Origin of the sequence: Winogradskyella sp. MH6 (assembly GCF_022810765.1) — a bacterium.
Lineage (GTDB): Bacteria > Bacteroidota > Bacteroidia > Flavobacteriales > Flavobacteriaceae > Winogradskyella.
Genome location: NZ_CP094494.1, coordinates 2093403 through 2108898, shown reverse-complemented (window position 1 = coordinate 2108898; position 15496 = coordinate 2093403). Strand labels below are relative to the sequence as shown.

Below are 15496 nucleotides of genomic sequence, written 5' to 3'. Positions count from 1 at the left end.
AAAATTTTTAATGATATTGAGATTTTATGGTTATAAAATAGTTGGTATTATCTACCTGATACATTGTAGACCCTCTGGAATGAAAAGCAAAATTATACTTTAATGGGTTAAACGTCTTGGGATCAAAAGTTTTATCTCTTTCTAAGTCTGAAACAAAGCTATTAAGCAGCGGGATTTCAGATAACTTTTGACAATCTTTTTTATCACTTTCTTTGGTGATGTATTGAATCTCCACCCTATTTCTTAATATATCTTTAATACTTTTTAATCGGAAAGCATTACTGTAAATATGTTTTTCAGCATATTCTCCATAAACCTCATCTATCTGAAGACGCTCTTTTGCTGTTAGCGGTAAATTTACATTGTCATTGAACTCGACAACTTTGAGTGGAATTTTATTACTTTTTTCTTGCCCAAATGAACAAAGAGGCAAAAGTACTAAAATGAAAATTGTTAGAAATTTATTCATAGCTTAACCTTATTTTAAAGTTTGGAAAATTAAGAAAATTTTATAAAAACCATTGTTAATTCGTCAACGATATTAACATTTTAACGGTTTTAGATATATAACAGGTATAATTGTAAAACTCCTACCATTATCATCCTATTTTTATTACGTATCTTTGCAACTTTCTTTTAAAGATTGATTAATAATTATTTAACTATGAAAATCGACAACGATTTTAACGATATAGATGCTTTAGGCGATAGCCATATTGGTTCATCGAGTGATACTCCTATGAGAGATGACGCTTTTGAATTATCAAAAGAAGAGAAAATAGACATTATTAAAGATGATGTAAGACACATCATGGAAACTTTAGGCCTAGACCTTACTGATGATAGTTTACAAGGTACACCAAACCGTGTTGCAAAAATGTTTGTAAATGAAATATTTGGTGGCCTAGACCCTAAAAAAAAGCCAAGCGCTTCTACCTTCGAAAATAAATATAAATATGGTGAAATGCTTGTAGAAAAAAACATTACGGTTTATTCTACTTGCGAGCATCATTTACTTCCAATCGTTGGAAGAGCACATGTAGCTTACATTTCTAACGGCACTGTAGTTGGTTTGTCTAAAATGAATAGAATTGTAGACTATTATGCCAAGCGTCCACAGGTGCAAGAGCGTCTTACCATACAAATTGTAAAAGAGTTACAGGAAGTTTTAGGAACTGATGATGTTGCTTGTGTAATAGATGCTAAACATCTATGCGTAAACTCTCGTGGAATAAGAGATATAGAGAGCAGTACTGTAACTTCTGAATTTGGAGGGAAATTTAAAGAAAAAGAAACGCGAAGAGAATTCCTTGATTACATTCAGTTAGATACAAAGTTTTAGCTTGTTTCCTCTTACTTTGTTATTTAGTTTTGTTTAAACATTTTTTGAATTTTACAGCATGCCTTTATACGATACCCAAGCTATAAAAATATACAACTCCCTATCTGGTGAGAAAGAAGTCTTTAAACCTATTAACGATGGTTATGTTGGCATGTATGTATGTGGACCAACTGTATACAGCAATGTACATTTAGGTAACGTAAGAACATTTATGTCTTTTGATGTTATTTTTAGATATCTAAAACATCTAGGCTACAAAATAAGATACGTTAGGAATATTACCGATGCAGGCCACTTAGAAAATGATGCAGATGAGGGCGAAGATCGTATAGCAAAAAAGGCAAGAATAGAAGCTATTGAACCAATGGAAGTTGTACAACGTTACACGGTAGACTTTCATAATATCTTAAATAGATTCAACTTTTTACCTCCAAGTATAGAGCCTACTGCAACAGGTCATATTATTGAGCAAATAGAACTTATTAAGACCATAATAGATAATGGCTTTGCTTACGAGGTAAATGGTTCTGTATATTTTGATGTTCATAAATACAATGAAACTAAGCCTTATGGAATTTTAAGCAAACGTAAACTCGAAGATTTAATTCATAACACCAGAGCTCTTGATGGACAATCTGATAAGAAAAACCCTCAAGATTTTGCACTTTGGAAAAAAGCCGAGCCACAACACATTATGCGCTGGCCTTCGCCTTGGAGCGACGGTTTTCCTGGTTGGCACTTAGAATGTACAGCCATGAGCACTAAATATCTTGGTGAACAATTTGATATTCATGGTGGTGGTATGGACTTAAAATTTCCACATCATGAGTGTGAAATTGCACAAGCAGAAGCTTGTAACAACCATTCGCCTGTGAATTATTGGATGCATGCCAACATGCTTATTATGAATGGCAAAAAAATGGCAAAATCTACAGGGAATTTTATTCTACCTAATGAAATATTTTCTGGAGATAACCCTCACATCACTAAAGCTTATGCTCCAAGTGTTGCTAGATTTTTTATGCTTCAGGCACACTACAGAAGTATTTTAGATTTCACCAATAATGGTTTACTAGCCAGTGAGAAAGGGTTTTACAGATTGATGGATGCTATCAATTTAATCGAAGATTTAAAAACCAGCGATTCATCATCATTTAATGTTGCCGAATGGAAACAGAAATGTTATGATGCCATGAATGACGACTTTAACACTCCAATCCTAATAGCTACTTTGTTTGATGCTGCAAAATTCATCAACCAAGTTAAAGATGGTAATGCGACAATAACCATGGAGGATTTAGAAGTGTTAAGAGAAACGCTAGAGACTTTTACCTTTGATGTTTTAGGTTTAGTTAATACATCTAAAGAAAGTACAGATTCTGACAAATTATCTGGCGCTGTTGAAATATTAATTAATCTTAGAAAAGAAGCTAGACAGAATAAAGACTTTGCTTTGTCTGATAAGATTAGAGATGAACTTTCAGAAGCTGGTATACAATTAAACGATAGTAGAGAAGGCACCACATTTACGACTAATTAATCGTGAAAAAAATACTTGCATATCCTTTTTTATTATTGATTAAAGTCTATCAAACTTTTATATCACCATTTACTCCTGCTACTTGCAGGTATCAACCTACATGTTCACACTACGCTAAAGAAGCTCTAGAAGTTCATGGATTTTTTAAAGGTGGTAAATTGGCATTGAAACGGATTTTTAGTTGTCATCCTTGGGGAGGAAAAGGTTACGATCCTGTTCCAAAGAAGGATGACAACTAAAAATTTCTCCCTCGCGCCAGCTCGCCCATTCGCTAAAAATGTACACTGTACATTTTCTTAACACTCTGTCGCCTTGGGGAGGAAAAGGTTATGACCCTGTACCACCAAAAGAAGATTAATATTACGTTAATCCTATTTTCACTCCCTAACAAAATAGTATATTTACAGCGAAAAGTTTAAAAGTATGCACGCATTACAAATTTCTTGGAATCCTGATAAATCTATTGATCTTGGTTTTTTTGAACTCCACTTTTATAGTGTCATGTGGATTATCGCCTTTATACTAGGCTTCTACGTTACCAAGAAGATTTGGAAAAACGAAAATCAGTCTAATGAATCTTTAGACTCTTTATTTATCTATTCTGTTTTAGGAATTATGATTGGTGCAAGATTAGGCCATGTTATCTTTTACCAATCTGAATTAATTAGTGAAGATTTCTTTAGCATCTTTTTACCTTTTAGTTTTAAAGATGGTATACGATTTACAGGCTTTCAAGGCCTAGCTAGCCATGGCGCAGCTATTGGTATGATAATCTCAATGTACTTGTTTAATAAAAAAGTATTAAAAAAATCTATCCTATGGATTCTAGATCGTGTGGTTATTGCCACTGCACTTGGCGCTGTATTTGTAAGGATTGGGAATTTTATTAATTCAGAAATAATAGGAAAATACACCGAAAGTGACTTTGGTGTCGTATTTAGGCAACTTAGTGAAACTGAGCCAAGACATCCTGCTCAGTTATATGAAGCGTTTTGCTATATTTTTGTATTTATAACGTTGCTCTATTTTTACTGGAAAACCAATAAATCTAAACAAGAAGGCTTTTTATTTGGTTTATTTTTAGTTTTTCTATGGACGATTAGATTCTTTGTTGAATTTGTTAAAGAACCTCAAGGTGATGAAGATTTGGCTGCTTTCTTCGGAAATACGCTCAATAACGGTCAGCTTTTAAGTATACCTTTTATACTCATTGGTCTGTACTTTATGTTTATTTACAAACCTAAAAACAAGGTTGCTTAATGCGTTCAACTCCGTTTTTTAAATTCTTTATTCTGTTCTTTTCTTTGCTTTTATTTTTTAATTGTAAAAATGAAAAGAAAGACAATTCAAACGACAAAATTGAAGTAAGCTTTAAAAAAGAAGGAATTTTAAATCTTAAAAAAGCGAATACCGATTCTATTATAAAAACCTTAGATATAGAATTTGCTGAAGATGAGCACGAAACACAAACAGGCTTAATGTACCGAAACAAACTTGGCACCAACCAAGGTATGCTGTTTATATTTCCTAATACACAAATGCGAAGTTTCTATATGAAGAATACTAAAATTCCTTTAGACATTATTTATATAGATGATGAGTTACATATTGTTAGCTTTCAAAAAAACGCAAAACCTTTTGACGAAACTTCACTTCCATCTGAATCACCTGCTAAATATGTTTTAGAAATTAATGCTGGTCTTTCCGATGAATGGCAACTTGAAATCGGTGACAAAATTGACTTCATAAAAGACTAATTAAATTCTTTTAGGGCTTTTTATTTAAAAAATGATATATCTTGTAGGAATAATTTAAATTCCTATCTACATGAAATCATTAAAAACCCTTTCACTTTTAATTCTATCCTTAGTTTTATTTTGCTCTTTCTCACTTAAAGATTCACCTTCTTATGTTGGTAAATGGAAAGGAGAAGATAAAGGTGATATTGGGTACTTAACACTTACAAAAGATGGTTACGCTTTGTTTGAATTTGATGGCCAAATAATGGGTGGCAAATCCTTTACGAGAGATGGAACTGAAGCCTCTATGCAATATGAGGTTGAAAAAAAAGAAAACTACTACCATATTGATTTCATTGTTAAGAAGATTAAAGATGAAGAAACTCTAGGCACCTTAAAAGGTATCTTTAAAATGAATTCTGAATCTCAAATGGTCTTAGCATTGGGTTTTGACGGTTCAGCGCGACCAACCAATTTTGAAACCGATCAAATTACGCTCAACAAAATCGATTAAGCTAATAACTTATTTAAAAAAAAGCCTTTCTTTTCAGAAAGGCTTTTTGATTTAGTCTGTCTCGTCTTTAATATAATTAATTTTTAATTCTTCACTATTTTTCTAATGACTTTTAGACCTATTGCATCATTAGAAACTTCCATAAAATACGGAGCTTTTAGCAGGTTACTTAAACCTTCTACTTTAACACCTCCCTGAAGACACTCATGAGTTTTATTGTATACTTTACGACCATTTAAATCATAAATAATAATATTTATTTTAGAGCCTAATAATTGTTCAGGCAGGTTTAAAGATATACTCTCATTAAAAGGGTTTTGTAAAATCTCTATGTTTTCTAGACTAAAATCATCAATACTTAATAAATCACCATCAACTCCATCACAATTTTCATCAACACCATTACCTTCAGAATCTGATGAATCTGGGTTTATTTCACCATTGGCATCGTCACAATCTAAACCATTTACTACATAACCCAAAGGTGGTATATCGGAACAGTCTTCTATTGTACTATTAGGGTCACCGTAGCCATCACCATCTAAATCCTCATAAAACGTTGTTGGAGCTTGCCCCTCAGCTGTCATGGTAACACATACCTCCTCAGTATACTCGCAACCAAACTCATCTACTGTTCTATAAGTATAACAATGCTCGCCTTCAGACCCAGGAGCAACTGTAATTATGTTTCCATTTATTTCTGTAATACTAGAATCAGCGTCCCACGACTGAGAAGTAATTTGAGGAGTATACTCATAATCTTGTAACTCTAGACTAGGGTCAAAATTAAGCTCCCATGAAAAAATATAGCCATTATCTATGGCAAGGTTATCTACAATCCTGATACACCATTCTCCGTTTAATGGACTTCCTAGTAAAGCATCAAAACTTTCATAAGGCAAATAAGTACCAGGCACCCATGACTCACGCGGTGGATTTCCGTTAAGCTCTGTAGGCGCATTAGCGAGTAAAGTGGTTGCATTCATAGAAAAACAATAGTCTTCACCAATTCCAGGATCAAGAGTTTCATTATCATTAGCTCCTCCAAAGTAGGTTCCACCGCCTGCTTGATCGAACAACCGAACTTCTTGTCCGTTTGGACTTTGAATAAAAATATCCAAATCTCCAGAGTATGAATGCTCTATATTCATACAAATATCAAGTATTTGAGAAACATCTGTTAGCACAGCTTCATTATCAAAACATGTAACGTTGATACATGTACTATAGGCAGCTCCACTACCATCTGGCAAAAAGGTTACTTCACTTTCTGGTGGAGGACAATTATAAAACAACAATAAGGGGTCTGCTACTCCTTGTATCGTTGTTGTATCTCCAAAACACAAAGTGTTATCATCTGCTTGAGTACCTGTAAAGTCTGGAGCTCCTGAAACTCTAATCACTTGGTTTATAGCATTACCATTTGAGCAACCATCCATATAATTATCCATATTAGTATCATGAATATCCAAATTTACCAGATAAACACCTGGCTCATCATACGAAACATTAACACTCTGACCTATGGCAGTTGATCCATCTCCTAAATCCCAAGTGTATGATGCTCCTGTACCATCAACCCCAAAAACACCACTCCCATTTAGTTGAATACTATCACCAACACATACCTCTACAACACCCTCTGTATTAGCTGATGGAGATACAGAATCTAAAACCGCAGTAATATCTTGACATGGTGTTGTACAAGATACAGATGCTGCCCATCCTGCTGTATTAGTTGTACTATCGGACACAAACTCTATTGTTATACATCCACTTGGATTATCAAATGTTGCTGTTATAGTTCCTGGTGAAACATCTCCAGAATGCACACCAAAAAAAGGCAACCCCTCTGTGCTTTCCCCATCATAAATACTCATTACATCAACATTTAGTTGGGTTTGAAAATCAAAAAAATCTAACTTGATTCTTTGTCCAACTTCCTCTGGACAAATTGTTAAAGTGTAATCCTCGTTGCCCGAGTAATTTGAATTTTCCCCTCCTGAATCATAAAACGTTCCTGAACATGTAGTTATAGAACCATTTTGCATTAAGATATCTTGCCCAAAACAAAAAGTTGATATGGAGATAGAAATTATGAGTAGTAATTTTTTCATAAATGTGATTGATTGTGTTAATGCCCCATAAGTTAGGATTTATTTTTAAACCTTTACTATAAGATGTGCAGATAGTTCAATGGTTGCGTCTAAAAATAAAAAAACGCCTTTTTTTTCAAAAAGGCGTTCATATTATAACTTAGAAATCGAATATTTTATTCTTCGTCTTCTTCTTTTACTTTCTTCTTTAATGATTCAGCAGCATCACCTTTTTTAGCTGTATCGTACATTAACGGTGTTGCGATAAACATAGAAGAATATGTACCTACTACTACACCAACTATTAATGCAAACAATAAACCTCTTAACGATTCTGCTCCAAAGATGAACATTGCTAATAACACTACTAAAGTTGTAACAGAAGTATTTAATGTTCTACTTAATGTACTGTTTAATGAAGCATTAATTGTCTTATCTAACTTCCAAGACGTATGCTCGTTTAAGTATTCTCTAATTCTATCAAATACTACCACAGTATCATTAAGCGAGTAACCAATAACCGTTAAGATAGCTGCAATAAATGCTTGGTCTATTTCCATACTAAATGGCATAAATTTCCATGTTAAAGAGAAAATACCCAATACGATTAAAACATCATGGAATACTGCAGCAACTGCACCAAGAGAGAACTGCCATCTCTTAAATCTAAATAGAATATAAAGGAATACCACTACTAAAGATCCTAATACTGCCCAGAATGATGACTTTTTAATATCATCTGCAATCGTAGGACTTACTTTACTAGAAAGCATTTTACCAATTTTTGCCTCATCAGAACCATTATCAAACTCTTCGTAAGTCATACCAGAAGGTAAATATGGTTTTAAAGCTTCAAACAATTTAGTTTGTATCTCTGTATCTGCTTCTACCGAATTGTCGTCTACTCTATACTTTGTAGAAATTTTTAACTCATTTGCAGAGCCTATGGTCTTTACTTCAGCACTATTAAACACATTTGGATCGTTAAGCACACTTGTAATTTCTTCTGTGCTTACTGGTTGCTCAAAACGCACCTGATAAGTTCTACCTCCAACAAAATCAATACCTTGGTCTAACCCTGTTGTAAATAATGATCCTAAACTAGCAAGGATTAACGCACCAGAAACAACATAAGCAATCTTACGTTTCTTTAAGAAGTCGATGTTTACATTTTTAAACAACCCTTTAGTTATAGCCGTAGAAAAATCTAAAGTTCCACCTCTATTAACCCACCAATCAATTAATAAACGAGTAATGAAAATCGCCGTAAATAATGATGTTAAAATACCTATGATTAATGTTGTTGCAAAACCTTTAATTGGCCCTGTACCAAATACAAACAAGATTAATGCAGTTAAACCTGTAGTGATGTTAGCATCTAGAATTGAAGATAAAGCGTTAGAAAAACCATCTTTTATAGATTCTTTTTGCGATTTACCTTTTTCTAATTCTTCCCTTATTCGCTCAAAGATAAGTACGTTAGCATCAACCGAAATACCGATCGTTAATACAATACCAGCAATACCAGGTAGAGTTAATACTGCACCTAAACTTGCTAACACTCCAAATATCAATAAGATGTTCAACAACAATGCAACATCAGCAAAAGCACCTGCTTTTCCGTAATAGAAAATCATCCATAGTACAACAAATGCCAATGCAATTAAGAAAGACATCATTCCGCTATCAATAGCTTCTTGTCCTAAAGAAGGTCCTACTTCATCTGCCTGAATAATCTCAGCAGATGCTGGTAATTTACCTGCTCTTAATACGTTTGCTAAATCTACAGCTTCGTTAAGTGTAAAAGAACCTGAAATTTGAGATCTTCCTCCAGCAATACCTTCTGGTTGATTTCTTACACTTGGTGCTGAGTACACAATATCATCTAAAACTATTGCGATGTACCCATTTTCTTGGTTGGCTTTTTTGGTTATTTCTTGCCATTCTCTTGAACCTTTAGGGTTCATTTGCATACTTACAGCAGGTCTACTTAGCTCGTCAAAATCTTGTCTTGCATCTGTAATAACTGCACCACTCAATTCTGGCTCACCATCTCTATTACCCTTAATAGCATAAAGCTCAGAATACTCAGAATCTTTAGCCTGAATTCCCCAAACAAATTTTGCATAACGCATTTCTGTTGGTAAAAGCGCTCTGTTTTTAGGATCATTAAGTGCTTCTAATACTCTCTCTTTATCCTTAGCCAAGAAACTAGCAATCATTGGTCCACCACCTGGAGCTTGAATACCTAATGGATTAACATTAGCAACGTTTGTTGTGTCAGTTTCAATTTGTCCTGTTAACTCATCTATAGTATTTGTTGTAGAATCTTGCTCTACTTCTGCTACCTCAGTAACTTCATCTTCACCTTCTTTATCTTTAGAAGCTTCTACCAAAGCTTGGTTAACCTGAAATACATACGGTAGCATTTCTTCTGCCTTAAAGGTTTCCCAAAACTGTAATTGTGCAGTCTTAGTAATAATATCTACCACACGTTTTTTGTCTCTTGCTCCTGGTAATTCAATTAAAATACGACCAGAATTTCCTAAACGCTGAATGTTTGGAGATGATACACCAAAACCATCGATACGATTACGTAATACCTCAAAAGCAGAAACTATAGACTCATCTATTTTTTTCTCTAAAATACCTTTGACTTCATTGTCTGACATTTCAGGTTTAATATCATCACTCAAGTTTCTGTTTGCAAAAATATCTGGAGATGCTAATTTGGTATCTCCTTTAATAGCATCAAACGCTCTAAAAAATGACTCTAAATAAGATTCTTGAGCGTCTTTTTGTAATTCTTCTGCATCAGCTAATGCTTTGTTAAATACAGGATCTTTACTATTGTTTGCCAATCCTTTTAAGATGTCTTTTACAGAAATCTGAATAATTGCGTTAATACCACCCTTAAGGTCAAGACCTAGTTTCATGGCATTATCCTCAACCTCAGTGTAAGTGTACTGAGATACACCTAATAAATTATATACTTCTATCGGCTCAAACTTGTTGTCGTCAACTTTAACTTTTGATGTTTTTAAAGAATCTAAGTAGTTAACCTCAGCTTGTGCTCTTAAATCATGATAACCGTCTACGGTTTCGTCATACTTTGCTACCGCAGCTTGTTTTGCTTCGTCTTCAATTTGGTTGGCCTTAAAGGTGAAAGACAATTGGTAAATACTTACCAAACCAAATAGTAGCGCAAACAATTTAATTATTCCTTTGTTTTGCATTTTGTTTTGTTTTACGTCTAATTTTTTAACGCGCAAATATAGAATTTACCGCATAATCAGACAATTGATTTTATGTTATAAATTATTTTTTTATGCCTTTTGATTGATTCAAAAAGTTGAAAATGAAGTGATGGAATTTTTTCAGATAGATTCCTTAAGAGATAGGACCTGCTCTTACTTCAGGTATTTCGTATAGATTTTTATTTTCTAAAATAAAAGTCCCTGAATTAATTCTGAAGCCAACTTTAACTAATTGATGTAATACTTCTAATTGATACAGATTACCTGAAGCATCTTTTTTTAGATTATTAAATCTATCGGTTTTCTGATTAAGCTCTACAATCTGCACACCATCAAAATCCCAATCATTGTCTTGATTTTTCTTTTGAATTTCGGAGACATTAAGCTTGTAGTCTCTTAAAGTTTCTTTATCAGAATTTTTATTTGAAGGAGTAGAACTTTCTCCCAACAAAAAGTTGAAATCACTACTATTGGTTAAAATGTGCTCAATACTTTGTACATCAGCAACACTGTAGTATGCAATTTTAAGATTGCCGTTTTTATCCTGACCAATCAGTAAGCTTTCAGCACCAATTTTTTGTAATTTTTGCTGAATATCCTGAAGTGCATTTTGCACTTCAATTTCTGAAACATTAGCATTAGAAAACTGAATAGTTATCTCCTGATTAGGAGTAGCGGGAGTTTCTATAAACCTTCCTAAAAAGGCTAATAGAATTATTATAATACCAAAATGTAATTTGGATCGCATTTGGCAAATATAACAAAAAATAAAGACCGCATTTTTGCAGTCTTTAGTTTAATATGATTTGATAAAAAATGTCTTAAAATTCTAAAAGACCATTTGTCTTTTTAACACCTTCAGCACTTTCTGCTAAATGTTGTTTTTCAGCATCGCTTAATGGCACATCTACGATTTTTTCAATACCATTTTTACCTAAGATTACTGGCACACCAATACAAAGGTCGCTTAATCCGTACTCACCATCTAATAATGTTGAACAAGGGAACATTTTCTTTTGATCGCAAGCAATTGCCTGTACCAATCCGCTTACAGCTGCACCTGGAGCATACCAAGCAGAAGTACCTAATAATTTAGTTAAGGTTGCACCACCTACTTTGGTATCTTCTTTTACTTGGTCTAAGCGCTCTTCTGATAAAAATTCAGAAACTTTAATACTGTTTCTTGTAGCATGAGATGTTAATGGCACCATACCTTTATCGCTATGACCACCTATTACCATACCGTCCACATCGCTAATTGGTGCTCCTAAAGCTTCAGCTAATCTATATTTAAAACGCGCAGAATCTAAAGCTCCACCCATTCCTATGATTTTATGCTTTGGTAAACCTGTAGTTTTGTGAGCCAAATACGTCATGGTATCCATTGGGTTACTCACAACAATTAAAATTGTATTTGGAGAATGCTCTACTAAGTTGGAAGACACTGTTTTTACAATACCAGCATTAATACCTATTAACTCTTCGCGAGTCATACCTGGTTTACGAGGAATACCAGAAGTAATAACACAAATATCACTATTTGCAGTTTTTGAATAATCGTTTGTACTTCCTGTAATTTTAGTATCAAAACCATTTAAAGAAGCGGTTTGCATTAAGTCCATTGCTTTACCTTCTGCATAGCCTTCTTTGATATCTAATAATACAACTTCTGAAGCAAAATTTTTAATAGCGATGTACTCTGCACAACTTGCGCCTACTGCACCAGCGCCAACTACGGTTACTTTCATTTTATTTTTATGTTTTAGATCGTTAAAATTTGACACAAATTTACGGTTTTACAATCTAAATTCCATGATTTATGTCATCTATCTATAATAAAAAAGCAGCCTTTATAGCTGCTTTTAATGATATATTTAATTCATTATTATCTGAATCCAAAATTTACACCGACAGAGAAGGCATCAAATTCTGAAATATGATATTCTCCATTCAATCTAAAGAATCCTAATTTCAATTTAAAACCTACAGTTCCTCTTACTGCAGACACATCACTAGATACCGAGAAAGGATCTGTTATTGTCTCTGATGTTAATACACCATCAGTTACCCTATAGTCACCTAACAAATCAGATTCTGATTTACCTTTTATATATCCTAATCCTCCATATAAATTGAAGATAGGCAGTTTAGTAGAAACCGCTAATTGAAATAACCATGTATTTGTGCTATTCTCAAGTCTTTGATTTTCGCCCTCAATACCTGAAGATTCTGTAAGGTCATAAGAACCATCTATGTGATTGTAGGCTACCAAACCAGACAGTGCTACAGGCCAAATCTTATCAGCAGGAAGCCATTCAGTAAATTCAAGTTGAAGTGCAGCTCCGTACATATTAAAAGTAACTTCATCTGTATCTATCTTTGGAAGGTAACGCGCTTTAACCTCTATACCACTTCCTAAGCCTACTGCACCTTGCAAGGCCGCAGAGGGAATTAGATTATAACTATCTTCACCTATACCTTGAGGCAATTCTATTTGTGCTGTTTGGGACCCAAAAATGGGATCATCATATTCTACTTCAACAAAAATTGAAGGATCATTTTCTCCCAAAACAGTTGCTACATTTTGTGTACCAGGACCTGAGACAAACTGAATGTTGTTATAGTCTGCAGTATTCATACTAAACATTTTGTCTTCATCACCAATTAAAGTCGCATTGGCAACAAGAGATATTTCAAAACCACCTAAAGGTTTTACTTTAGCAGAATTAAACCAATTGGCATTCATACTATGCATTAATCCATTAGTTCCTGGAGCTAAATAATCGTTTGCAAAACGTTGAGCATCTTCTACACCTGCAGACAGCAGAACATCTAAATCATTTTGCGCTTTAGACACCATGAACGAGGTGCAGAATACTGTGAAAAGAAATAAATTTCTCATTGTAATTGAGTTTATAGTAAGTAACAAATATATTAAAATAACGATAAGAATTACATTTTATCGTTATTAAACGCACTTAATCGAGTTTTTATTGTACAAAAAAAGCAACCACGTTATTAACGTAATTGCTTTAATTTTGGTTTTAAAAGCTTCTATCTAAGCGTCAATATTGGCATAAATAGCGTTCTTCTCAATAAACTCTCTACGTGGTGGTACTTCATCTCCCATTAACATTGAGAAGATTCTATCAGCTTCACCTCCGTTATCAATATTTACTTGACGAAGTGTTCTAAATTCAGGATTCATAGTAGTGTCCCAAAGCTGTTCTGCATTCATCTCTCCAAGACCTTTGTAACGTTGTATTTTAGAATTATCTCCAAAATCTGCCACAATAGCATCACGATCTTTATCTGACCAAGCATATTGCTTTTTAGCACCTTTCTTCACTAAGTATAAAGGTGGTGTAGCGATGTATACATAACCATTTTCAATAAGTTCGCGCATGTATCTAAAGAAGAACGTTAAGATTAAAGTTGCAATGTGGCTACCATCAATATCGGCATCACACATAATTACTACTTTATGGTATCTTAATTTTGATAGGTTTAAAGCTCTAGGATCTTCTTCGGTACCAATAGTTACGCCAAGTGCTGTAAAGATATTTTTGATTTCTTCGTTTTCAAAAACCTTATGTTGCATTGCTTTTTCAACATTAAGAATCTTACCTCTTAATGGTAAAATAGCTTGGAATTTTCTATCTCGACCTTGCTTAGCAGTTCCACCTGCAGAATCACCCTCTACAAGGAATACTTCGCATTGTGCTGGGTCTTGCTCAGAACAGTCAGATAATTTTCCTGGTAAACCACCAATACTCATTACTGTTTTACGCTGTACCATCTCACGCGCCTTTTGTGCTGCGTGACGTGCTTGTGCTGCTAAAATTACCTTCTGAACAATGGTCTTAGCATCTTCAGGATGTTCTTCTAAATAATCGGTTAACATTTCTGAAACTGCCTGAGAAACAGATGCTGAAACTTCGCGGTTACCAAGTTTTGTTTTGGTCTGACCTTCAAACTGTGGTTCGGCAACTTTTACAGAAACTATTGCTGTTAAACCTTCACGGAAATCGTCACCAGATATGTCAAACTTCAATTTGTCTAACATACCAGAATTATCTGCATATTTCTTTAAGGTATGCGTTAAACCACGACGGAATCCTGATAAGTGTGTTCCACCTTCGTGTGTATTAATATTGTTTACATAAGAGTGTAAATTCTCTGCATAAGATGTATTATACACCATAGCAACCTCTACAGGAACTCCGTTCTTTTCACCTTCAAACGAAATAACTTCGTTCATTAAAGGCTCTCTGTTACCATCTAAGAACTTTACAAATTCTGAAAGCCCTTCTTCTGAATGGAATGTTTCACCTTCAAAAGAACCGTCTTCTTTTTTGTAACGCTTATCTACTAAATGAACTGTAATACCTCTGTTTAGGTATGCCAACTCGCGCATACGACTTGCTAAAGTATCGTAGTTATATTCTAGTGTTTGTTGAAATATTTGCGGATCTGGTTTGAAGGTAACAATGGTACCTGTTTTATCGGTATCTCCAACTGATTTTACAGGGTACGACGCTTTACCACGCTCATACTCTTGCTCCCAAATTTTTCCTTCTCTATAAACAGTTGCTTTTAAGTGCTCAGAAAGTGCGTTAACACAACTTACACCTACTCCGTGTAAACCACCAGAAACTTTATAAGAATCTTTATCAAACTTTCCACCTGCTCCAATTTTGGTCATTACAACCTCTAATGCAGAAACACCTTCTTTTTTGTGAAGGCCAACCGGAATACCACGACCATCATCTTCTGTAGTTATGGAATTATCTTCGTTTATAGTAACCGTAATATTATCACAGTGTCCAGCTAAGGCCTCGTCAATTGAGTTATCTACAACCTCATATACCAAATGGTGCAAACCTCTTACACCAACATCACCAATATACATCGACGGACGCATACGCACGTGCTCCATCCCTTCGAGGGCCTGAATACTATCTGCGCCATACTGTTTTTTGTTTTCTTCGCTCATTTTATTTTCAAT

13 protein-coding genes are annotated in these 15496 nt (G+C 34.3%); 6 read left to right on the top strand and 7 right to left on the bottom strand.

Translation table 11 applies throughout. From position 1 onward, the window contains the following. Window positions 1-7: 7 nt before the first annotated feature. Window positions 8-469, bottom strand: a complete 462-nt coding sequence (locus MST30_RS09465) for a hypothetical protein (RefSeq protein WP_243471167.1) — start codon at window positions 467-469, stop codon at window positions 8-10. A gap of 195 nt (window positions 470-664) precedes the next feature. Here MST30_RS09465 and folE point away from each other — a divergent pair, with 195 nt between their 5' ends. The 6 genes from folE to MST30_RS09435 all read left to right on the top strand — a co-directional run bounded on the left by folE (window position 665) and on the right by MST30_RS09435 (window position 5135). Then, entirely contained in the window at window positions 665-1342 is a 678-nt protein-coding gene (gene folE / locus MST30_RS09460; protein WP_243471166.1) for a GTP cyclohydrolase I FolE, read from the top strand. A 58-nt stretch (window positions 1343-1400) separates the two neighbouring features. Then, window positions 1401-2882 (top strand): cysteine--tRNA ligase, encoded by a 1482-nt coding sequence (cysS, locus tag MST30_RS09455; RefSeq protein WP_243471165.1) that lies wholly within the window; start codon window positions 1401-1403, stop codon window positions 2880-2882. A 2-nt stretch (window positions 2883-2884) separates the two neighbouring features. Further along, window positions 2885-3121 carry a membrane protein insertion efficiency factor YidD gene (gene yidD, locus MST30_RS09450; RefSeq protein WP_243471164.1) on the top strand — a complete coding sequence of 79 codons (237 nt, stop codon included), beginning with the start codon at window positions 2885-2887 and terminating at the stop codon, window positions 3119-3121. Between the two features lie 184 nt (window positions 3122-3305). Further along, entirely contained in the window at window positions 3306-4142 is an 837-nt protein-coding gene (lgt, locus tag MST30_RS09445) for a prolipoprotein diacylglyceryl transferase (RefSeq protein WP_243471163.1), read from the top strand. Further along, window positions 4142-4639 (top strand): DUF192 domain-containing protein, encoded by a 498-nt coding sequence (locus MST30_RS09440; RefSeq protein WP_243471162.1) that lies wholly within the window; start codon window positions 4142-4144, stop codon window positions 4637-4639. Before lgt ends, MST30_RS09440 begins: the two co-directional genes overlap by 1 nt. Window positions 4640-4709: 70 nt before the next feature. Then, a complete protein-coding gene (locus MST30_RS09435) occupies window positions 4710-5135 on the top strand; it encodes a hypothetical protein (protein WP_243471161.1) in 426 nt (141 codons plus the stop codon). 83 nt (window positions 5136-5218) lie between these two features. Here MST30_RS09435 and MST30_RS09430 read toward each other — a convergent pair whose 3' ends face one another. The 6 genes from MST30_RS09430 to gyrB all read right to left on the bottom strand — a co-directional run bounded on the left by MST30_RS09430 (window position 5219) and on the right by gyrB (window position 15484). Then, window positions 5219-7252, bottom strand: a complete 2034-nt coding sequence (locus MST30_RS09430; protein ID WP_243471160.1) for a PKD domain-containing protein — start codon at window positions 7250-7252, stop codon at window positions 5219-5221. A 155-nt stretch (window positions 7253-7407) separates the two neighbouring features. Next, a complete protein-coding gene (gene secDF / locus MST30_RS09425) occupies window positions 7408-10467 on the bottom strand; it encodes a protein translocase subunit SecDF (RefSeq protein WP_243471159.1) in 3060 nt (1019 codons plus the stop codon). Window positions 10468-10621: 154 nt separating this feature from the next. After that, window positions 10622-11236, bottom strand: coding sequence for a hypothetical protein (locus tag MST30_RS09420; RefSeq protein WP_243471158.1), 615 nt, complete (start codon window positions 11234-11236; stop codon window positions 10622-10624). Window positions 11237-11309: 73 nt separating this feature from the next. Then, on the bottom strand, window positions 11310-12236 hold the full coding sequence (gene mdh / locus MST30_RS09415; RefSeq protein WP_243471157.1) for a malate dehydrogenase: 927 nt from the start codon (window positions 12234-12236) through the stop codon (window positions 11310-11312). A gap of 137 nt (window positions 12237-12373) precedes the next feature. Beyond that, entirely contained in the window at window positions 12374-13390 is a 1017-nt protein-coding gene (locus MST30_RS09410; RefSeq protein ID WP_243471156.1) for a DUF6588 family protein, read from the bottom strand. A 156-nt stretch (window positions 13391-13546) separates the two neighbouring features. Then, complete coding sequence (gyrB, locus tag MST30_RS09405; RefSeq protein WP_243473872.1) at window positions 13547-15484, bottom strand: DNA topoisomerase (ATP-hydrolyzing) subunit B; 1938 nt, start codon at window positions 15482-15484, stop codon at window positions 13547-13549. Window positions 15485-15496 lie beyond the last annotated feature (12 nt).